Annotated in this window: 18 protein-coding genes; 10 read left to right on the top strand and 8 right to left on the bottom strand. The window is 70.7% G+C overall.

The annotated features are described in order from the left end of the window. From AB0M02_RS09980 to AB0M02_RS09965, 4 genes are read right to left on the bottom strand one after another with little or no spacing between them, the layout of a single operon-like run. Positions 1 to 600 (bottom strand): ATP/GTP-binding protein, encoded by a 600-nt coding sequence (locus tag AB0M02_RS09980; protein ID WP_364224130.1) that lies wholly within the window; start codon positions 598 to 600, stop codon positions 1 to 3. After that, positions 581 to 970 carry a DUF742 domain-containing protein gene (locus AB0M02_RS09975; protein ID WP_364224128.1) on the bottom strand — a complete coding sequence of 130 codons (390 nt, stop codon included), beginning with the start codon at positions 968 to 970 and terminating at the stop codon, positions 581 to 583. The genes AB0M02_RS09980 and AB0M02_RS09975 overlap by 20 nt, the downstream gene beginning before the upstream one ends. Then, positions 960 to 1382 carry a roadblock/LC7 domain-containing protein gene (locus AB0M02_RS09970; protein WP_364224521.1) on the bottom strand — a complete coding sequence of 141 codons (423 nt, stop codon included), beginning with the start codon at positions 1380 to 1382 and terminating at the stop codon, positions 960 to 962. Before AB0M02_RS09970 ends, AB0M02_RS09975 begins: the two co-directional genes overlap by 11 nt. Continuing rightward, positions 1379 to 4162 (bottom strand): nitrate- and nitrite sensing domain-containing protein, encoded by a 2784-nt coding sequence (locus AB0M02_RS09965; RefSeq protein WP_364224126.1) that lies wholly within the window; start codon positions 4160 to 4162, stop codon positions 1379 to 1381. Before AB0M02_RS09965 ends, AB0M02_RS09970 begins: the two co-directional genes overlap by 4 nt. Before the next feature lie 368 nt (positions 4163 to 4530). On the opposite strand from AB0M02_RS09965, the gene AB0M02_RS09960 reads away from it, so the two are divergent. Together AB0M02_RS09960 and AB0M02_RS09955 are read left to right on the top strand one after the other, a co-directional pair. Continuing rightward, positions 4531 to 5262, top strand: a complete 732-nt coding sequence (locus AB0M02_RS09960) for a hypothetical protein (protein WP_364224124.1) — start codon at positions 4531 to 4533, stop codon at positions 5260 to 5262. A gap of 11 nt (positions 5263 to 5273) precedes the next feature. Continuing rightward, positions 5274 to 6245, top strand: coding sequence for a hypothetical protein (locus AB0M02_RS09955; protein ID WP_364224122.1), 972 nt, complete (start codon positions 5274 to 5276; stop codon positions 6243 to 6245). A 49-nt stretch (positions 6246 to 6294) separates the two neighbouring features. Here AB0M02_RS09955 and AB0M02_RS09950 read toward each other — a convergent pair whose 3' ends face one another. From AB0M02_RS09950 to AB0M02_RS09940, 3 genes are all read right to left on the bottom strand, one after another. Then, a complete protein-coding gene (locus AB0M02_RS09950; protein ID WP_364224120.1) occupies positions 6295 to 6756 on the bottom strand; it encodes a hypothetical protein in 462 nt (153 codons plus the stop codon). Positions 6757 to 6939: 183 nt separating this feature from the next. Continuing rightward, positions 6940 to 8859, bottom strand: coding sequence for a M48 family metallopeptidase (locus AB0M02_RS09945; protein WP_364224118.1), 1920 nt, complete (start codon positions 8857 to 8859; stop codon positions 6940 to 6942). Positions 8860 to 9184: 325 nt separating this feature from the next. Further along, the gene (locus AB0M02_RS09940) at positions 9185 to 10609 is read right to left on the bottom strand and encodes a family 20 glycosylhydrolase (RefSeq protein WP_364224116.1); all 1425 of its coding nucleotides are present in this window, start codon (positions 10607 to 10609) and stop codon (positions 9185 to 9187) included. Positions 10610 to 10634: 25 nt separating this feature from the next. On the opposite strand from AB0M02_RS09940, the gene AB0M02_RS09935 reads away from it, so the two are divergent. Then, positions 10635 to 11180, top strand: coding sequence for a GNAT family N-acetyltransferase (locus tag AB0M02_RS09935; RefSeq protein WP_364224114.1), 546 nt, complete (start codon positions 10635 to 10637; stop codon positions 11178 to 11180). Further along, positions 11173 to 11706, top strand: coding sequence for a GNAT family N-acetyltransferase (locus AB0M02_RS09930; RefSeq protein WP_364224112.1), 534 nt, complete (start codon positions 11173 to 11175; stop codon positions 11704 to 11706). The genes AB0M02_RS09935 and AB0M02_RS09930 overlap by 8 nt, the downstream gene beginning before the upstream one ends. A gap of 91 nt (positions 11707 to 11797) precedes the next feature. On the opposite strand, the gene AB0M02_RS09925 is transcribed toward AB0M02_RS09930, so the two are convergent. Further along, positions 11798 to 12751 carry a YafY family protein gene (locus tag AB0M02_RS09925; protein ID WP_364224110.1) on the bottom strand — a complete coding sequence of 318 codons (954 nt, stop codon included), beginning with the start codon at positions 12749 to 12751 and terminating at the stop codon, positions 11798 to 11800. A 62-nt stretch (positions 12752 to 12813) separates the two neighbouring features. On the opposite strand from AB0M02_RS09925, the gene AB0M02_RS09920 reads away from it, so the two are divergent. From AB0M02_RS09920 to AB0M02_RS09895, 6 genes are all read left to right on the top strand, one after another. After that, on the top strand, positions 12814 to 13758 hold the full coding sequence (locus tag AB0M02_RS09920) for an ABC transporter ATP-binding protein (protein ID WP_364224108.1): 945 nt from the start codon (positions 12814 to 12816) through the stop codon (positions 13756 to 13758). 3 nt (positions 13759 to 13761) lie between these two features. Further along, on the top strand, positions 13762 to 14499 hold the full coding sequence (locus tag AB0M02_RS09915; protein ID WP_364224106.1) for an ABC transporter permease: 738 nt from the start codon (positions 13762 to 13764) through the stop codon (positions 14497 to 14499). Positions 14500 to 14514: 15 nt separating this feature from the next. Then, positions 14515 to 15624 (top strand): magnesium and cobalt transport protein CorA, encoded by a 1110-nt coding sequence (locus AB0M02_RS09910; RefSeq protein ID WP_364224104.1) that lies wholly within the window; start codon positions 14515 to 14517, stop codon positions 15622 to 15624. 122 nt (positions 15625 to 15746) lie between these two features. Beyond that, positions 15747 to 18332: a hypothetical protein gene (locus AB0M02_RS09905; protein ID WP_364224102.1), complete on the top strand. Its 2586-nt coding sequence runs from the start codon at positions 15747 to 15749 to the stop codon at positions 18330 to 18332. A gap of 160 nt (positions 18333 to 18492) precedes the next feature. Then, complete coding sequence (locus tag AB0M02_RS09900; protein WP_364224519.1) at positions 18493 to 19518, top strand: hypothetical protein; 1026 nt, start codon at positions 18493 to 18495, stop codon at positions 19516 to 19518. Between the two features lie 213 nt (positions 19519 to 19731). Further along, positions 19732 to 20082, top strand: a complete 351-nt coding sequence (locus AB0M02_RS09895) for a PRC-barrel domain-containing protein (RefSeq protein ID WP_364224100.1) — start codon at positions 19732 to 19734, stop codon at positions 20080 to 20082. Positions 20083 to 20118: the final 36 nt, after the last annotated feature.

The raw sequence follows: 20118 nt of genomic DNA, 5'->3' as shown, positions 1-20118 counted from the left end.
TCAGCGGCGGCCGGCGGAGGTGAGCTGGCGGCGGGCGACGTACTCGACCAGTTCGATGAGGACGTTGCGGGCGGCCACCTGGTCGCGGGCGTCGAAGAGCACGACCGGGACGCCCGGGTCGAGGTCGAGGGCGCGGGCGACCGCCTCGGGTGCGAAGCGGTGCTGGGTGTCGAAGCAGTTCACCGCGACGACGAAGGGCGTACCGCGCTGCTCGAAGTAGTCGATCGAGGGGAAGCAGTCGGCCAGGCGCCGGGTGTCGGCGAGCACGACCGCGCCCAGGGCGCCCTGCGACAGCTCGTCCCAGAGGAACCAGAACCGGTCCTGCCCGGGCGTGCCGAACAGGTAGAGCTGCAGGTCCTCGGTGATCGTGATCCGGCCGAAGTCCATCGTCACCGTCGTGGTGGTCTTGCCCTCGACGCCGGAGACGTCGTCGGCACCCTCGGCGCCGGTGAGCACCTCTTCGGTCTGCAGCGGGCGGATCTCGCTGACCGATCCGACCATCGTGGTCTTGCCCGCGCCGAAACCGCCCGCAATCAGGATCTTGAGTGCGACCGGGATGCGCGACGACCCGCCGTTGCGGTCAGAGCGCACGGAGTCCATTGACAACCGCCTTGAGTACGTCGACGTCGTGCGGCTGCGTGGCCGCCGGAGGTTCGTACAGCGAGATGAGGCCCGCTGAGCGTAGATCACCTAGCAGCACACGGACCACGCCGATCGACAGGTCCAGCTGGGAGGCCAATTCAACCACGGAGATCGGCTCCCAGGCGGCAGCCACGATGGCGTGGTGCTCGGGTTGCAGCTGCGGACCCTGTGGCATGTCCGGCACCGTGGCCACGACGAAGGCGACCAGGTCGAACTCGTCGCCCGCGGGCGCGACCCGGCCCTGTGTCATCGCGTACGGCCGGACCACCGGCCCCGCATCGTGGTCCAGCCAGTCGTGAGGGGTCACACCAGGCTGCTCAGAGGGCATCGGACGGTGCGAGCACCGACCGCTCCGGAGCGCTCATGATCTGTCCGACCCGGGTGACCAGCATCGCCATCTCGTAGGCGATGAGCCCGAGGTCGGCGTCGGCGGACGCGAGCACGGCCAGGCACGCGCCCTGCCCCGCGGCCGTGACGAAGAGGAAGGCCTCCTCCATCTCCACCACGGTCTGGCGCACCTGGCCCGCCCGGAAGTGCCGGCTCGCACCCTTCGCCAGGCTCTGGAAACCGGCCGCCATGGCCGACAGGTGCTCGGCGTCCTCGCGGCTCATCGCCGCCGAGCAGCCCAGCATGAGCCCATCAGCCGAGAGGACCACCGCCTGCTGCGCGGTTGGCACCCGTTCGACGAGGTCGTCGAGGAGCCAAGTGAGGTTCGCGCTCTGCTTAGTCGTTGCCACTATGCGTCCTTCTCCAGCCTGAGGTTCTCGCCGGGGTTCGTGGCGCGGTCGCCGGCCGCGCCCACGTCGGTCCCGGATGATGCTTTGTCCCGTGCCGCGGCGACATCGACGAGGGCCGGGAAACTGACGGTAGCCGCCGGGTCGAATGCCTCGGAGCCCGGCTCCGCGACGTTCGGCTCGGCGTGCCCGTTGCCTGCGGCGTCGGGCTTGACAGGCGCCGGCTCGGCCTCCGCGGCGACGCGGGACGCGTCGACGCGGCCGCGGGTGGTGCCGAGCTGCAGCGCGCTCATCAGGGTGCGGACCTGTTCCGGCGTACGCTCCGGAGCGGTCGACTCCGGCTGGACGACCGGCTTGCGCAGTTGCGGGGCGAGGTTCGCCTGGCGGACCCGGCGCGGCAGGTTCTCCAGTGCCGCGGTGTCCTCGTCCGGACCGTCCACGATGCTCGCCGGCGCCGGCGCGGCAATGCCGAGCGCGGGCACGGGCGGCGCTGCCGGTGCCGGTGCCGCTGCCGGTGCCGAGTTACGGGGCACCGCGCGCGGCGCCATCGGCATCTCGTCCAGCGGCGCGGGGACGCCGGAACGCTCCAGAACCGCGCCGTTCGCCTCCACCGGCTGCGGCTCGCTCTTGCGGATCCGGCGCCGCTGGACCAGGCCCTCGGCACTCAGCTCGGCCGCGACGGCGCTGGGCGCGGGGCCACCGTGGTCGGCGCGGTGCGCGTCGGACCCGTCGGCGGCGTGCTCCTCCGACCCGCTACGCAGGCCGGCGACCGTCAACTCGCGCAGTTCCTCGGTCTCCGGCCACTGCAGTTCGCCCAGCGAGTGGCGGGCCGGATCCGTGGTGCCGGAGCCGACCAGCGGGCTCGGCCGCTCGTCGCGGTCCTGGCCTCCGGACGGGATCGCCGTGCCGGGCGTGATCGCCACCAGCTCACCGGGAACCAGCACGATCGCGGTGACCCCGCCGTACCCGGAGGCACGCAGCGAGACCCGGATGCCGTGCCGGTTCGCCAGCTGCGCCACGACGAACAGGCCGAGGCGGGCGCTGTCGGTGGGGTCGAACTCCGGCGGCTCGGCCAGGCGGCGGTTCGCCTCGCCGAGTTGTTCGGTGGTCATGCCGAGGCCGCGGTCCTCGATCTCGACGGCGTAGCCGTTCGGCAGCAACTGCCCGACGACCTGCACCCGGGTGTGCGGCGGGGAGAACGACGCCGCGTTCTCGATCAGCTCGGCGAGCAGGTGGATGACGTCACCGACGGACCGGCCGACCAGCGCCGAGGAGGCCACCGAGCGGATGTCGACCCGCTTGTAGTCCTCCACCTCACTGATCGCACCGCGGATCACGTCGATCACCGGCACCGGGTTGCGCCAGCCTCGGCCCGGTGCGGCACCGGCCAGGATCACCAGGTCCTCGGCGTGGCGCCGCATCCGGGTGGCGAGGTGGTCGACCCGGTACAGGTCCTCCAGCTCCTGCGGCTCGGTCTCGCGGCGCTCCATCTTGTCGAGCAGCGACAGCTGACGGTGCAGCAGCGTCTGGCTGCGGCGGGCGATGTTGAGGAAGACCTCGTTGATGCCGCGCCGGACGCTGGCCTCGTCGACCGCGGACTGCACCGCCGTACGCTGAACGTCGTTGAACGCCCGCCCGAGCTGGCCGATCTCGTCACCGCCGTACTCAAGCGGGGGTGTCTCCACCTCGACATCGACGGCCTCGCCGCGCTGCAGCCGCCGGACCACCGACGGCAGGCGCTCGGAGGCCATCTCCAGCGCCTCGCGGCGCAGCCGCACCAGGCGGCCCACGATCGAGCGGCCGAAGCGGACCGAGACCAGGACGGACACCACCAGGGCGACCAGGCCGAGCAGGCCGGCGAGACCGAGCCAGAGAAGTACGCTCACCGCGAGCGGCGTGGCGTCCTGGGCGATCTGCTCGACGGCCCGCAGCTCGAAGGCGGTCAGGTCGAGCGAGGCCTTGTCGTAGATCGGCTGCCACTGGGCGCCCGAGACGGGCGTGGGGCCGCCGACGTAATTGTCCCCGATCAGGATGTTCTGCATGTGCGTGAGCTCGAGGAAGGTCGTGCTCATCAGCAGCTTCGCGTAGTCGCCCTGCACCGCGACCGGCATGTCGGCGACACCCGCGCCGAGCAGGTACCGCGAGGTGCTCAGGTACTCCACCAGGTTCGCCCGGGAGACGGCGTCGATGCGGCCCGCGGCGGCCGCGCCGGCCATCAGGGCGTCCGCCCGGCTCAGGTACTCCTGGCCGCGGAAGGCGCTGATCACGCCGCGGACCTCTTTGTCGACCCGCTCGTGGAAGAAGACCGCCGCGGTACGCGACACGTCGAACCCGAGGTCGATCACGTCGTTGAAGTACTTCATCTGCGACAGCACGTCGACGTCGCGGACGTCGATCCGGGACCGCAGCTCCCGCAGATCGGCGAGCTTGGTTTCCAGCTCGCCGACGGTGGCGCTGACCGACTCGTTCATCTCGGCGTCGGCCGCCGCGGTCCGGAAGTCGTTCACCGCCTGGTCGGTCGCCACCCGCTGCTTGCTGAGGTCGTCCAGAGTCGACTTGCGGGCCGCGATGTACGCCGCGGCGAAGTGCCGCTCGCGCTGCAGCTGCATGATCAATTGCAGCCCCGGGTCACCGAGCTTGTGCACGGCGTCACGAGCGGACAGCAGGGTGAGCGCCGGTCCCGAAGTCACCACGGTGGCGAAGATCCACAACGCGAGCAGTGCCGACAGCGGCACCGCGACCATCGCGATGATCTTCGAACGGATAGACCAGTTGCGGCTTCTCATCAGGCTCCGCCCGAGGGGTTCGGTAGGAAACGAACGACGCCCGGCCAGCCGCGACGGGGCGATCAGAATGGGACGGCCGCCACGCCTGACTCATGCGCTCCGGCAGAATACGTAATGACGTCCGTCTCAGCTAGTTCCGTGCGGTATCAGATGCTGAGCATCCATACCGTTTGTCCAGGCAGATTGGCATGCGATCTTTTTGCGAGATCGTCGGGCATGCGACAGCGCAGGCGAGAGATCTGTGCATCGGCATCGGCGGACGCACGTGCACGCTGATCCGGACCGACCGTTTGACACCTCGTCGCGCCGAACGGGATTGGTGGACGGTACCGAGTGGGAATACCTCCAGAGGAAGAAGGAGGAACCTGATGTCCCCCACCGTCACCATCGTCCTGATCGTCGTCATCCTGCTTGTTCTGGCCGCGATCGTCCTCGGTGTCCGGGCCGCGCGGCGGCGCAGGCTCCAGCAGACGTTCGGCCCCGAGTACGACCGGGTGGTCGCCGACACCGGCAACCGCTCGGAGGCGGAGCGCGAGTTGCTGGAACGCACCAAGCGCCACGCGCAGCTGGAGCTCAAGCCGCTCTCGCCGGAGTCCCGGGCCAAATACTCAGCTGCCTGGGAAGAGGTCCAGATCCTCTTCGTCGACAGCCCGGCCGAGGCGGTCGCGACCGCCGACGAGCTGACCACCAAGCTGATCGCCGAGCGCGGGTACCCGACCGGCGACTACGACGAGCGCGTCGCCAACCTCTCCGTGGAGCACGCCGCCACCCTGGAGCACTACCGCTCGGCCCACGAGATCAGCCGGCGCAGCAAGAACGACGAGGCCGAGACCGAGGACCTACGGCAGGCGCTGGTCCACTACCGCGCGCTCTTCGCCGACCTGCTCGGCGAGGACCCGGTCGCGAAGGTCACACCCACCTCGCCCGCCGCCACGGAAACTTCGAAAATTTCGGACACTCCCGCCGGTGACGAGAAGCCGGCCGGGCGCACCGCACCCACCCAGCGATCGGCTCACGAGGACCGTAACGTGGCCCATACCGAGGACACCGCCACCGAACCCGGCGTCGCCCGCTCCCGGCCCGACGCCACCAGCCGCTGAGGAGTTCCACGATGCGTTTCTTCTCCAACGAGGCCAAGGACAACGACGAGCGGGACACCGACACCCGTACCGAGCAGGACGAGCAACCGGACCACGTGCAGTCCGACCCGGTCGCGGTTCCGCAGCAGCGTGCCGGGTCGCCGTGGCAGCACGGGCCGGCCGACGACACCGATCGGCCGGTCGTGGCCGAGCCCGCGCCGCAGCCGACGGCGTTCGGCGCTTCCACTGTGGGCGGCGCGGCGGCCGCGTCCGCCGCCGCCGACCCGGACTCGCGCTCCACGGACTCGCACTCCACCGACCGGACCACGGACGCCGCCTCCGGCATCGCCGACGACCGGACCGAGCCGCTGGACGACCGCTCGGCGGACCGCGACCTCTACGAGAGCGAGAGCCTGGGGCACCCGGACGACGAGACCGGCTGGGACCACACGACGTCGGAGACCCGGCACGGCTCGGACGACCACGCTGTCGACCTCGCGCTGGACGACAAGGGCACGTTCGACGACCCACACCTGAGCGACGAACCCGATGAATCCGACAAATCAGATAAGTCGGATGAGGACAAGGTCGACACGGTTGAAAGCGCGGACTCGAAGGCCGAGACCGACAGCGGCGACACGAGCACCGACGTCGTGGCCCCGGTCGAGGCAGGCACCGAGGACAGGGACGACGACGGCGTCGAGGACACGGCCGAGGAGGCCCCCGCGGTGACGCCGGTGGTCGCCGGCCCGGCGCCCTTCTTCCCGGCCGCCGACACCGAGGCGCTGCGCGAACGCTGGCGTGACGTCCAGCTCCGCTTCGTCGACGACCCGAAGGGCGCCACCGCCGAGGCCGCCGGGCTGGTCGACGAGGCCGTCGACAAGCTGACCTCGGCACTGCGCGACCAGCGTGGATCCCTGGCGAAGGGCACCGAGGACACCGAGGCGCTGCGGGTGGAACTGCGCAGTTACCGCGACATCCTGAACCGTCTGCTGGGACTCTGAGGGTGAGAGGAAAGGGCGGGGAGCCGATCGGCTCCCTGCCCTTTCGCTGTCACTGTTCCGGCTGCGCCGGTGACGTCGGTGAGTCCGTCGGCTCCGGCTCCTCGGTCGGCTCGGTGCTCTCGACCGGCGGCGTGGACGTCTCGCTCTCGGACGGCTCCACTTCCGGTTCGTTCGTGGACGGTGAGGCCGACGGGCTGGCCGACGGCGAGGTTGACCCGGCGGTGGCCGTCGGGCTCGAGACCGGCTCGGTGGCCGGCGGTGCGACGCCGGGCTTGGCCGGCGGCAGTGTGTAACGCGTGATCGGATCGGCGTTCTCCGGCGCCTCCCCGGCACCCGAACCGCCGAAGTCCATCTCGACTCCGGTGTCGTTGTCCGGGAACTGCTCGCCGACAGTCGATGGCCGCTCGTTGGGCGCGAGGTTCACCGCACCCAGTTGAGCACCCAGCCACAGGGCCGGGCCGACACCGATCGCAACGATGGCTCCGAATAGCGCCAGTGGACCCCGTTCCATGAGCGCCCTCCCCCGCTAACGAGACGATCGTCGCGCCTCACCCGGCACCCTGCTACCCAATTAGAGCGTGGCCGAAGCGAACAATCGACGGAGTTATTGTGACCCAAAGTGACGTAATGGTTGCTCATCCGTCGCGGATAAGACTGTGGTCGCTTTGAGGTACGGGGAGCGCAGCCGAGCAGTTCAGCGAGTGCCGGTCAGGAACGACACGGCGTCGTCCCAGGCCGACCAGCCACCGGGCAGTTCCTCGCTGTCGAAGGCCGGGCGAACGGTCATGCTGCCACCGGCGCGCAGGTTCAGCACCCAGCCGCGACGCCGGCCGGGCCGAGTGGACACGCCGGCCACATCCGCGAAAGCCACGAATCGGCCTATATCCGAATTGCCGGAACTAGTGGATTCCCCCTCGGGTGGGCTCGCCAGTCCCGAAGAGGACGACCCCGAGGAGGACGAATCCGAAGTGGAAGGCGGGGCACCGGGGCCGACGCCCTCAGCGGCGATTCGGGTCAGGCGCCGCTTCGCCTCGGCGGCCCGGCCGCGCGGCAGCCCCGGCACCAGGTACAGCCCGAGGTCCGTGATCAGCAGGTCGGTGCGCGCGCCGTCCGCCGAGAGGTTCACCAGCCCGCCGAGGACCTGGGCCCGGGCCTGCCCACCGCCACCGGCCGGCGCCGCCGCCAGGTCCACACCGATCTTGTCCAGATAGGCGCGGACCTCCGCGAGGCTCGCCGGATCGGCGGCCGCCGCGGCGATCTCGGCCAGGTTCAGGTACGCCCCGTCGACGCCGACCACCTCGGCCGCGCCGGTCCAGCTGTGCCGCCACCGGACGACACCGCTGCGCAGCGCCGCGAGCGCCAGCATGAGCCCGAGCAGATCGACGATCCGCTCGGTCGTCTCCTCCGGCGAACGCCCGGGGAACAGGGTGCCGGCCGCGGTGCGCAGCCGCTCGTCCTCGGCGAGTTCGAGCACCTGCGCGGGACCGGCGACCGGGGTTCCCGCCGCGCGCGAGAGGGTGGCCAGCGCCGCCTCGGCCTCACGCTCCATCTCCGAGGTGCGCGCCACGCTGAGGCACTCGTCCCAGCCGACGACCGTGCGGCCTCCGGGCGGGAACGCCACCGCCTGCAGCGCCTGCCCGAGCTTCGGCAGGAAGGGCACGAGATCCTCGGGGGCCGGCGCTTCTTCCGCAGGAGCCGGCGAGCTTTCCTCGGAAGGGGACAGAGCGGCCAGTCTCTCCGCCAGCGGCGGATGCGTGTCCCAGGTGACCACCTCCGGCTCCTGCCCGCGAAGCCGATTCAGATCCCCGGCTCGAGCCGCCAGCACCCGCAACAACCCGCCGAAAACGTCGTCCGGCACGAAACCCGCCTGCCACCCCGGTCCGACGTACTCCGCGTGGAACATCTTCTGCATCCCGGCCAGAGCGGGCAGGTCCCGCAGCGCCGCCATCGTCGGCTCCGCACCCGCGTGCTCGGCCGCGATCCGGTCCGCCGCCAGCTCCTGCTCACGGCTGAACGGCGCGTCCACCTTCCGGTACCACCCCGCGTACGCCCTCAGCACCGCGCCCGCCGGGTTCCGCCGGGAGATCCGCGGCACGATCCGCCCGATGGTCAGCCGCCCGCGGTACGCCACCGGCGCCCACCGGCTCAACCTCGGCGATCCGTGTGCCAGCTCATGCGTGACCACCGCCCGGACGCGGTCGGCATCCCAGGCCATGAGCAGTGGAAGTCCCAGGTAGAGCTCGCGGCGGCCGCCGACGAACCCCAGCACGGCGGTCGCCTCCGCCACGACGGTCACCCCGTTCGGCGGCCGGACGCCGGCGGCACCGGACGCTTTGTCGATCAGGTCCCAGAGGAGCGGGGCGTCGTCGCGGGTCACCGCCACACCGGCCGGCACCCGGACCCGGGTGTGCAGGGCGCGCCACGTCGCGTACAGCAGCGCACCGAACGTGGCGATGCTCAGCGGCACGCCCGCACGCAGCGCGAGCTCGCTCGGCAGCAGCGACAGCACCGTCCAGAGGACGGCCAGCACCACGGCCAGCTGCAGTCCCGCCACGACCAGGAACCCGGCGAGCGCCGCAGCCGAGGCCCGCGCCGCTCGTGCACCGTTGCTCAAGCCGTACCCCTCCCCGACATCGGCCCTAGCGTAGGGCGCGAATCGACGCCGGGCCGGTCTCGCACCCGCGCACCCGGGTTATACGAGCGCCACGGCCACCACCGATCAGCCACTCGGCCTAGCTCTCAAGGGTTACGGCCCACCAACCCCATTCCGTGTGGAGTTGGGGTGCGCAGAGAGGCCGAACTCCACACGCAACCGGGCAACCCCACCGTGTGGAGTTGGGGTGCGCAGAGAGGCCGAACTCCACACGCAACCGGGCAACCCGACAGCGTGTGGAGTTGGGGTGCGTGGAGAGGCCGAACTCAACACGCAACCGGGGTGGTCACCAGTCGATCTCGGGTGAGCGGTGGAAGGTGACGCCGGTGGCCTCCCAGCGGGGGCCGAAGGCGGCCAGCCGGGTGCGGAACGACTCCCAGTTCCGGGCGGCGCGCGGGGACCAGGCGACCTCGGCGATCGCCGGAAGCCGGGGGAACGTCAGGTACTGGAGGTCGGCCACGCTGCGCAGCGTCTCGGACCAGAGGGGAGCCTCGACGCCGAGCAGGGCCTGTTCCCCGACGCCGGGCAGGCGGTCGGCGGGGTCCCAGTCGTAGGAGCGGCGCACGCTGACGTGACCGGCCCAGTCGAGGCCGAGCCGGGTGTCCGGGTCGTACTTCATGTCCAGGTAGGTGCGGTCGGCGGGCGCCATGATGACCTGCCGCCCGGCGGCAGCGGCGCGCGCCACGTCGGGGGCGTCGCCCTCGATGCGCCAGTACTGGACGACGGCCGTCTCCGGCAGGTCGGCCGCGGCGATCTCGTGCCAGCCGATGGCGCGCTTGCCGTACTTGCCGGGCAGCGGGAGCACCCGCGCCAGGAACGTGCGGTAGTCCTCGGGCGGGGTGGAGTGACACTCGTCACCGCCGATGTGCAGGTACGGCCCCGGCGTCACGTCGCAGACGGCTTTGATCACGTCCTCGACGAAGGCGTACGTCTCCTCCTTGCCGGCCACCAGCGAGCTGTAGCCGACCTCGGCGTCGGTGCGCTGCGACACCGGCTGCCCGTCAGCGGTCAGTTCCGGGTACGCGAGCTGCACCGCGTTCACGTGCCCCGGCATGTCGATCTCGGGGACGATCGTGACGAACCGCTCGGCGGCGTAGGCGACCACGTCGGCGTACTCGGCCAGGGTCAGGAAGCCCGGCCCGGTCCCGTCGACGCCGGTGCCCTCGCCGCCGCTGACCTCGGTGAGCAGCGGCCAGCCCGGGATCTCCAGGCGCCAGCCCTGGTCGTCGGTGAGGTGCAGGTGCAGGTGATTGATCTTGAATTGGACGAGCAGGTCGATGTGTGCCTTCACCTCGTCAGCGGTGAAGAAGTGCCGTGCCAGGTCCAGCATCGCGCCCCGGTACGCGTACCGGGGCGCGTCCTCGATCACGCCGCCCGGCAGCTCCGGGCCGAGTTGCAGCAGGGTCTGGACGCCCCAGAACAGCCCCTGCGCGGTGCCACCGGTGAGCGTCACCGACTCCGAGGTGATCTCCAGCCGATAGGCCTCGGCGGGTAGACCGCTGTCCTCGACGAGACGGATCGCACCACCCTCACCGACCGGAAGATCCCACTTCGCGGCGAGATGAGCGGCGAGATGAGCCGCGACGGCGGTGGCGGACGGCGGTGCGCTCACCGCCGTACCGGAAACGATCGTGAACGACGCGGCCGGGACCGGCCGCACCGAGGCCGGAAGCGGAATCACATCGCTGAGCTGCTTCGTCTGGGCGCGCACTCTGAACACTCTAAACTGTTTCTCCATGACGATCACCACGCGTCACGGCGTCGTCGGCGACGAGCTAGTTCTGCACGACATCGCCGCGCGGACCTTCGGGCTGGCCTGCCCGCCCGGCACCGAGCAGGCGGACATCGACGCGTTCATCGCCACGCACCTGTCCGCCGAGCGCTTCGCCGGATATCTCGCCGACCCGGACCGCATCCTGGTGATCGTGTCCGCGGACGATCAGCCCGCCGGGTACTCGATGCTGGTCCGCGGCCCGATCAGCGACGCCGACGTGGCGGCCGTCGTGGACGAGAAGACCAGCATCGAGCTGAGCAAGTTCTATCTGACGCGGGACCGGCACGGCAGCGGGCTCGCGGGCGCGCTGATGACCGAGACGCTGGCGGCGGCCGCCGGGACCGGCGCCGAGACCTGCTGGCTCGGGGTGAACCAGCAGAACGTGCGGGCCGCCAAGTTCTACGCCAAACACGGCTTCGAGATCGTCGGCGTGAAACGGTTCCTGGTCGGCACCGAGTGGCACGACGACCACATCCGGCAAAGGACTCTATTCTCCGCGAATGACTGAGGAGCGGGCTGAGGTACGGGCAGCGCTGGACGAGGACGTCACGGCAATCGTCGACATCTGCACGCTCGGCTATCGGGCGACGTATCCGGGGCTGGTCAGCGACGAGTTCATCGAGCGGATGCTCGCTGAGGGGTACCGCCCCGAGCTGGTCGCCAAGCAGATCCCGGCCGCGCCGCCCGGCTGGCTCGGGTACCAGGTCGCCGAGGAGGACGGGCGCGTGCTCGGCGCGGCCGCCGGCGGCCTCGTCGCACCGGGCGCCGGTGAGCTCTTCGTGCTCTACCTGCACCCGGACGAACGTGGCCGCGGGCTGGGCACCCTGTTGCTGAACCGAGTCACCGACCAGATCCGCGAGCAGGGTGCCGCCGAGATGCGGGTCGGCGTCCTCGACGGCAACGAGCGGGCGATCCTGTTCTACGAGGCGCGGGGCTTCCGCAAGGCCGAGCGCCGCCGCACGACCGGCTCCACCGAGGCCGACAACGCCTGGACCTGGGTCATGCACCGGGCGATCGGAAACTCATATAAGTGATCACTTAAAAGTGACGGGAAATTGTCGCACCCTGCGGCTACCTTGATTACTGCGGACCGGCGCCACGGGGGCGCCGGTCCGTCCATATAGGTCAGGCCGCTCCACGCACCAGGACCTCGGCCGTTGTCCGCAGGCGATCGCGCAGCTCGACCGGCGACTCCACAGTGAACGGCGCTCCGAGCACCCCCAGGGCCATCACCGGCCAGCCGAGGTCGTCGACGTTCATCCGCATCCGGCTGGTGCCGTCCGGCAGTTCCTCGACGGTCGCCCAGTGCCCCATCATCGCGCGGACCGCCTCGGCCGGGGCCTCGATGACCACCGATACGTCGTAACGGCTGGGTATGGCCGCGAGCCGGGACCGCAGCCAGGCGACCGGGTCACCGCCGGGCAGCTCGCGCGGGCGGAACCGGGCACCGGTCAGCGACGGGTCGCTCAACCGGTCCACCCGGAAACTGCGCCAGTCGCCGCGATCCAGGTCCCAGGCCACCAGGTACCACCGGCGGCCGAGCGAGACGAGCCGGTGCGGTTCGACGAACCGGCGCATGGTCTCGCCCTCGCGCGGTGTGTAGTCGAAGCGCAGCCGCTCCTCGCCACGGCAGGCCATCGCGATCGTGGTCAGTGAGGCCGCGTCGAGGGTCGGGCCGCCGCCGAACACGCCGGGAGCGGTGACCGCCTGCAGCGCGTCGATGCGGCGGCGCAACCGCGGTGGGAGCAGTTGGATGACCTTCGCGAGGGCGCGTACCGAAGTCTCCTCGAAACCGGCCACGGAGCCGGCGGCGGCGCTGCGCAGCCCGACCGCGATGGCGACCGCCTCCTCGTCGTCGAGGAGCAGGGGTGGCACCGCCGCGCCCGCCTGCAGCTGATAGCCGCCCGCGACGCCGCGGTTGGCGTCCACCGGATAGCCCAGCTCACGCAGCCGGTCCACGTCGCGCCGCAGGGTGCGCGGGCTGACCTCGAGCCGGTCGGCGAGCTCGCCGCCGGGCCAGTAGCGATGAGTCTGCAGGAGGGACAGAAGTCGCAGCATCCGAGCACTCGTGTTCGCCATGACTCCAGAATCTCCCGCATTGCGGTCAGAAAGTGGCCGCTTTGAACCCTAGCGTCGAAGTCATGAGAATCGAGACGCGAGAGCTGACGAAGCGCTTCAAGGACGTCCTGGCGGTGGACGGCATCGACCTGACGGTGGAGCGCGGCGAACTCGTCGCGCTGCTCGGCCCGAACGGTGCCGGCAAGTCGACCACTCTGCGGATGCTCACCACGCTCATCCCGCCGACCTCGGGCAGCGCGAGCGTGGCCGGATTCGACGTGGTCAAGCAGCAGCGCGAGGTGCGGCTGCGGATCGGCTACATCGGGCAGGGCAACGGCGCCGGGCACAGCCAGCGCGGCCGCGACGAGCTGATCAGCCAGGGCCGGGCGTACGGGATGGGCGTCCGCGCGGCACGGGCGCGGGCGAACGAGCTGGTCGACTCGCTCGGGCTGGGCGACGTCGCCGACCGTACGGTGTCGACGCTCTCCGGCGGTCAGCGCCGCCGCCTGGACATCGCGATGGGCCTGATCCACTCCCCCGAGCTGCTCTTCCTCGACGAGCCCTCGACCGGGCTGGACCCGCAGAACCGCGCCAACCTGCAGGAGCACATCCTGCGGCTGCGCGCCGAGCGGGAGACCACCGTCGTGCTCACCACGCACTACCTCGACGAGGCGGACTCGATGGCCGAGCGGGTGATCGTCATCGACCACGGCCGGATCATCGCGGACGACACCCCGCAGCGGCTCAAGGCCGAGCACGTCGGTGACCGGGTGATCTTCGGTTTTGCCACCGAGTTCGACGCCGTCGCAGCCGCACGGACCCTGGACGCCCCGCGGGACGGCCTGCATCTCACGGTCACCGCCGAGGACGGCACGCATCTGGCGCCGAAGCTCCTCGACGACCTGCGCGCGGCCGGGCTCACCACCGCCTCGATCGAGGTCACCCGGCCCACTCTCGACGACGTTTTCCTGACCCTGACCGGTCGCAGCCTCCGCGAGGGGCGCACCGAAGAGCTCGTGGAGGCCTGAAAAATGACTTCTCTCGTCGCCGACACCCGTGTCGTCTTCAGCCGCGAACTGCGCCCGGTGATCCGGGACCCGTTCTCGGTGATCTTCTCGATGATCCAGCCGCTGTTCTTCCTGGCGCTGTTCGCGCCGCTGCTGCCCGGCGAGGCGTCGCTGCAGTGGTTCGTCCCCGGCATCATCGTGATGTCCTGCCTGTTCGGCTCCTCGATGACCGGCTCCAACCTGCTCTACGAGATCCAGACCGGCTCGCACGAGCGGATGCTGGTCACCCCGCTGCGGCGGCCGGCCCTGCTGATCGGGCGGGCGCTCAAGGAGATCGTGCCGATGATCGCCCAGGCCGCCGTGATCGTCGTGGTCTGCATCCCGTTCGGCTTCGACCTGCATCTGCCCGGCGCGGTGCTCGGCCTGCTGATCCTTGCCGGTTTCTGCGTCGGGCTCGGCGCGCTCTCCTACACCCTGGCGCTGGCCTCGAAGAACAAGGAGTGGCTGTTCTGGACCGTGCAGCAGACCCTGCTCTTCCCTCTGCTGCTACTGGCCGGCGTGCTGTTGCCGATCGAGAACGGGCCGGGCTGGTTGCGGGCTCTTTCACACTTCAACCCCATGACGTACGTGGTAAACGCCGAGCGCGCGTTGTTCTCGGGTGACGTGTTCGCGCGCAGCACCGTCGAGGGGCTCGTGGCGGCGGCCGGCATGGCCGCGCTCGGACTGTTCATCGGTGTCCGTGCGATGAAACGCTCCGACTGACGCTACTTTTCTCGGATGCTCGGTCGTTCCTCGTCCCGCTCCCGCGGACTCGATCTCCCCGGCGCCCTCGGCCGGCTGGTGGGAAGCCTCCGGCCGGCCGAGCCGCTGCCGGCCGCCCGGCGCGGCAACCCGGACGCGGTGGTGGACTGCGCCGTCTACGCCGCGGGTGTGCGGCGCAGCGGGCCGGGACAGACCCCGTTCCCGGAGGCAGCACGGCTCGCCCGCCGGCGCGGCGCGTTCGTCTGGCTCGGCCTGCACGAACCCGACCGGGCCACGATGAACACCGTCGCGGAGGTGTTCGGCCTGCACGAGCTGCTGGTCGAGCAGGCCGTCTCCGGCGGGCACCGGCCCGGGGTGGAGACGCTCGGCGAGGTGACCCGGCTGGTGCTGCGCACCGCGCGGTACGTCGAGCACGACCAGCTCACCGCGACCTCCGAGGTGGTGGAGACCGGCGACGTGACGGTGCTCGTCGGCCCGTCGTTCGCGATCACCGTGCGGCACGGCCCGGTCGGCCCGCTCTGGGCGGTGCGCCGCGAGCTGGAGGGACGCCCGGAGGTGCTGCGGCAGGGTCCCTGGGCGGTGGCGTACGCGGTCGGCAGCCGGATGGTCGACAGCTACCTCGACGTCGCCGAGCACGTGGAGCGCGACCTCGACCGCATCGAGGAGGAGACGTTCGCGACCGAGCGCTCCGGCGAGTTCGCCCACCTGTACCAGCTCAAGCGGGAGATGGTGGAGTTCAAGCGCGCGGTGCTGCCGCTGGCCGAGCCGCTGTCCCGGCTGCTGGACATGCGCGGGTTGCCGGCCGGGCTGCGCCCCTACCTGGAGGACGTGCGCGGCCGGCTGGGCCGGGCGGTGGACCGGGTGGCCGGCTTCGACGACCTGCTGAACTCGATCCTGCAGGCGCGGCTGGCACAGGTCTCGGTCGACCAGAACCACGACATGCGCAAGATCGCGTCGTGGGCGGCCATCGCGGCGGTACCCACGGTGGTCGCCGGGATCTTCGGCATGAACTTCGACGAGATGCCCTGGATCAGGTCGTGGTGGGGATTCAGCGCCGCGATCGCCACGATGGCCGTCATCGGCGGCGGGGTCTACCTCAAGCTGAAGCGCTCCGGCTGGCTCTGACGTCACCGAGGGTGATGTCCGTCTCGGCCGATCGGACCGGTTTCCCGACCATCTCGCCCTACCCGATGAACACAGTGAGTTACTAGCTTTGCTGCTGGTTGATCATTGGGGGTACTGGCGGAATGACGGCAACCGAAGCCGCGCCACGGCACGCCGCACCGGGACCGGCAAGCGGCATCCTCACGGCGCTGAAGGGGCACGTCGACCTCTTCCTGAACGCGGGCTCGCTCATGGCGACCACGCTCATCACGTCGCTGTTCGGGTTCGCGTACTGGTGGGTCGCGGCCCACGTGGCACCGCTGGAAGCCGTGGGCCAGGCCTCCGCCGCGGTCTCGGCGATGACCCTGATCGGCACGATCGGCATGTTCGGCATGGGCACCATGCTCATCTCCGAACTCCCGTCGATCAGCCGGGGCAGATGGGACCTGATCTCCACCTGCGTCCTGGCCGCCGGCACCGCGGCCACCACCGGTGGCCTGATCTACGTGGCCGTCGCGCACCTGTGGATCCCGGGCCTGAAGGACGCGTTCGGCGGCACCGCCGCCACCGCGCTGCTGGTCGCCGGCATCGCGCTGAACGCCATGACTCTGGTGCTGGACGAGGCCATGGTCGGCCTCCTGCAGGGCCCTCTCCAGCTCATGCGCAACGCCTGGTTCTCGGTGATCAAGCTGGTGCTGCTCGGCCTGGTGGCCGTGCTGCCCGGCACGCTGACCGGCGGCGAGCTGCTGCTGACCTGGGTGGCCGGCGTCGTCACGTCGACCGCGATCCTGTTCCGGGCCCTGCGCCGCCGCCGCATGATCGACTCGCTGCGGCCCAGCGCGCGACTGCTGCGCGGACGCGGCCGGGCCACCTTCGACCACAACCTGCTGAACCTGGCGACGTACCTGCCGCGCGCCGCGCTGCCGCTGGTCGTGACCGCGGTGCTGTCGGCCGAGGCGAACGCGGCGTTCTACACCGCGTTCATGGTGCTGTCGTTCCTGGCCATGGTGCCGGGCAACGTCGCGCTCACGCTTTTCGCGGTGACCGCCGGCGACAGGGCGGCGCTGCGCGGCAAGGTACGCGTGGGCCTGCTGATCTGCCTCGGCGGCGGACTGCCGGTCTCGCTCGTGGTGCTGTTGCTCGCCGAGCCGATCATGTCGCTGTTCGGCGCCGCGTACGCCACCACCGCCGGCGGCGCGCTCGCCATCCTGGCGCTGACGTACGTGCCGTTCGTCTTCCACCACTTCTTCCTGGCGATCTCCCGGGTCAACGGCAGCCTGCGCGGCGCCGGGGTCTTCTCGGTCTTCGCCGGTGTCGCCGAGCTGCTGGCCGCGTGGTACGGCGGCACTCAGCACGGCTTGAACGGCCTGGTCACCGCGGTGGCCGTGGTCATGGCGATCGAGATGGTGCTGGTAGCACCGACGGTGCTGAGGGTCGTTTTCGCCCCCGTCATCGACAAGTCCGCGGTAGCAGAGGGAGTGAACGTCATGTCCACCACCAGCCTGACCCTGCGCGAGCGCGCATGGCTGCCGCTGGAGTACATCCGCACGGTCGGCCCGCTCACCGGGGTCACCGCCGAGCGGGTGCGCAACGCGCTGATCGGCCTGCACACCGCCGACCCCACCCACCGCGCGGTCTCGCGGCTGGACCGTTCCGGCGCCAACTGGCAGCACATGGACGCGGCGTCGTTCGCCAGGTACGTCACGGAGGCGGTCACCGACCTGGGACACGGGCCGGTCGACTTCGACGCGATGACCCGCCACCTGCAGGCCGAGCCTCGGGCACACCACCCGGTGCGGATCCTGGTCGGCGGCGGCTACTTCGCGATGAAGGTGGCGCACGCGTACGGCGACGCCGGGCCGGTGAACGCGCTGGTGCACGAGTTGGTCCAGGCCGCGTACGAGGGCCGGGCGGCCCGCATCGCGCCGTCGAAGCGACACCGGACGGCGCTGGTCAAGGCGTGGTGGAAGCAGTTCGGCCTGCACCCCGGCCGGTGGAAGCAGGGGCTCAGCTTCCCGCGCCCGCCGCACACCGAGGACGTGCCCACCCGGCCCTGGCAGGCGAACCTGACCGTGGTCACGGCCCGGTCCGGCGGGGTGCTCGGCGACATGCGGCTCTGGCGTGACCAGTACGCGCCCGGCGTCACCACCTCGGCGATCACGTTCGCCGCGTTCACCGCCGCCCTGCGCGACCTCGGGTTCCAGCCGGACCTGCGCGGCGGCACGTTCCTCGCGGACGCCCGCCGATACCTGGACTCGGGTGTCAGCGTCGACAGCAACTTCTGCCAGGGGCCGTTCCTGTCGCCGCCGAGCCTCACCGACCCGGTCGCCATCCACAAGACGCTCAAGGCGGAGCTGGCCACCGGCCGGATCCTGACCATGATGCTGCTGCGGGAGGGCAAGATCATGCTGACCGGTACGCCGGGGATGCCGGACCCGTACCCGGTGACGGTCGCGGCCGAGCCGAAACCCCGGCTGACCTTCAGCAACCAGGGGCGCCACGACGTGCTCGGGGATCTGCCGTGGGCGGTCGGGCCGGCCGGGCGGGTGAACCAGAGCGTCCCGACGCTGAACGGGCCGGAGGGGATCACGCTGACCACGAGCGAGATGAACGGCGTCCTGCACCTGGAGGCGACGTTCCACTCGACGACCTACGACCCGGCGGTCGTGGCGCGGGCCCTCGAGCTGGTGTGTGCGGACCCGGCCGGGCTGATCATGGCGTACCGGTAGGCGCTCTCCACACAACGCGACGCGCGGCCGGTGAGCACCGGCCGCGCGTCGTTGTTGTGGGTCAGCTACGCGGAGCGTCGCTGTTGTTGTTGTTCCGCGGTCCGTTGTTGTTCCGGGGACCGTCGTTGGTCCGGGGACCGTCGTTGGTCCGGGGACCGTCATTGGTCCGGGGACCGTCATTGGTGCGCGGGCCGTCATTGGTGCGCGGGCCGTCATTGGTGCGCGGGCCGTCGTTGGCCGGCTGAGTGTCCTGCGCCGGCTTGTTGTCCTGCGCCGGCTTGTTGTCCTGCGCCGGCTTGTTGTCCTGCGCCGGCGGCGTCACCTGGTCCGGCTTCGCATCCTGGGCCGGCTTCGCATCCTGGGCCGGCTTCGCATCCTGGGCCGGCTTGGTGTCCTGCGCGGGCGGCGCCACCTGGTCCGGCTTCGCATCCTGCGCCGGCGGCGCCACCTGGACCGGCTGAGTGTCCTGCGCCGGCTTGGCGTCCTGCGCCGGGAGCGTCGCCGGGTTCGGCAGCGCGTCCTGGGCAGGCTTCGTGTGCCGGTCAGGATTCATGTTCCGGTCAGGCTTCGTGTTCCGGTCGGGCTTCTGCGCGCCGGGCTGGCTCTGGCCAATGCCGGGGATGCTGTGATGGCCAGAGCCGCCCGGCCCGGAAGCACTCGGGACACCGCCCTGATGCTTCGGACCGCCCGGGTAGCCGTGCCCGGGGACGCCCGGACCGCTGATGCCACCCGGGTAGTACTTCCGCAGGACCGGCAGCGACAGCACGGTCGTGCGGGTCTGGGTGCGAGCCTTGTAGCCGCAGTTGTCCCAGGAGACCGTCGCCCACAGCTTGGCCACTCCGCTGTCACGCTGGAACGGCGTCACCCGGATACGCGTGTAGTCGGTGCGTCCCGGCCGCAGCGTCGCGCCGCGGGACAGCGCGCCGATCCGCCGGAAGTTCGCGTAGTCGACCTTCACCCGGTCGCCCTTGACCCGGACCACGACGTCGCAGACCTTGCGGTCGGTACGCCAGTGGACGTTGATCCACGTGCTGCTGCCCGCCTGCACCTTCTGCAGCCAGGTGGAGACCGGCTGGGGTCCGCGAACGATCGCCGCGGCGGGCGAGGCCGCCGTCATCGCGCCGATGCCGGCCGCGGCCGTGGCGAGGGCGACGAGCGCTCCGATTCGCCGACTCTTCTGCATTAGGAATCCTCCCGTGTCTGATGTTGGGGGTTGCCACCCGACAAACCGGACACTAAGGGAATTTCGGACGCATCTCCGAGTCTTCCGGCGGCGTTTCGGCCAGAAAACCCATATATGTACAAAATGTTTAGAAAGGACTCGGCCGAAAAGATGATGTTGAAGAGAGCCGCGCGGAAAGCCGGACTGAACCCGACACCACCCGGGTAATCCGCGGGCATGACGCAGAACAGCGAGAACGAGCCCGAGGACCTCGGCGCCCCGGTGTCCTATCTGGTCCTGGCGGACGGCACGGCGGTCTACGACCGGTCCGGCGACTCGGTGGGGACGGTGGAGCACGTCCTCGCCGACGAGCGCGAGGACGTCTTCCACGGCCTGCTGATCAAGACGAGCGACGGTCACCGCTTCGCCGGCGGCGACCAGGTCGACGGCCTCTTCGAGCGCGGCGTGATCGTCAGCGAACCGGCCGACCGGCTCGCCGAGCCGAGCGCGGACGCGCCGGCCGGCCTGGCCGAGAACCGCACCACCGCGCTGCGGAAGGCGTGGGACTGGCTGGTCCAGCCGAAGTAGACGCCGGTAGACAGAACGCGCGTTCTGTCTACCGGC

It is taken from the genome of Actinoplanes sp. NPDC051861 (assembly GCF_040681145.1).
Lineage (GTDB): Bacteria > Actinomycetota > Actinomycetes > Mycobacteriales > Micromonosporaceae > Actinoplanes.
This window is presented reverse-complemented; position numbering and strand designations above follow the sequence as displayed.

Bases quoted from the DNA above. Each gene is read 5' to 3' on its own strand.
- AB0M02_RS09980 (WP_364224130.1), bottom strand. From the start codon at position 600: ATGGACTCCGTGCGCTCTGACCGCAACGGCGGGTCGTCGCGCATCCCG.
- AB0M02_RS09975 (WP_364224128.1), bottom strand. From the start codon at position 970: ATGCCCTCTGAGCAGCCTGGTGTGACCCCTCACGACTGGCTGGACCAC.
- AB0M02_RS09965 (WP_364224126.1), bottom strand. From the start codon at position 4,162: ATGAGAAGCCGCAACTGGTCTATCCGTTCGAAGATCATCGCGATGGTC.
- AB0M02_RS09960 (WP_364224124.1), top strand. From the start codon at position 4,531: ATGTCCCCCACCGTCACCATCGTCCTGATCGTCGTCATCCTGCTTGTT.
- AB0M02_RS09955 (WP_364224122.1), top strand. From the start codon at position 5,274: ATGCGTTTCTTCTCCAACGAGGCCAAGGACAACGACGAGCGGGACACC.
- AB0M02_RS09950 (WP_364224120.1), bottom strand. From the start codon at position 6,756: ATGGAACGGGGTCCACTGGCGCTATTCGGAGCCATCGTTGCGATCGGT.
- AB0M02_RS09935 (WP_364224114.1), top strand. From the start codon at position 10,635: ATGACGATCACCACGCGTCACGGCGTCGTCGGCGACGAGCTAGTTCTG.
- AB0M02_RS09930 (WP_364224112.1), top strand. From the start codon at position 11,173: ATGACTGAGGAGCGGGCTGAGGTACGGGCAGCGCTGGACGAGGACGTC.
- AB0M02_RS09925 (WP_364224110.1), bottom strand. From the start codon at position 12,751: ATGGCGAACACGAGTGCTCGGATGCTGCGACTTCTGTCCCTCCTGCAG.
- AB0M02_RS09920 (WP_364224108.1), top strand. From the start codon at position 12,814: ATGAGAATCGAGACGCGAGAGCTGACGAAGCGCTTCAAGGACGTCCTG.
- AB0M02_RS09915 (WP_364224106.1), top strand. From the start codon at position 13,762: ATGACTTCTCTCGTCGCCGACACCCGTGTCGTCTTCAGCCGCGAACTG.
- AB0M02_RS09910 (WP_364224104.1), top strand. From the start codon at position 14,515: ATGCTCGGTCGTTCCTCGTCCCGCTCCCGCGGACTCGATCTCCCCGGC.
- AB0M02_RS09905 (WP_364224102.1), top strand. From the start codon at position 15,747: ATGACGGCAACCGAAGCCGCGCCACGGCACGCCGCACCGGGACCGGCA.
- AB0M02_RS09895 (WP_364224100.1), top strand. From the start codon at position 19,732: ATGACGCAGAACAGCGAGAACGAGCCCGAGGACCTCGGCGCCCCGGTG.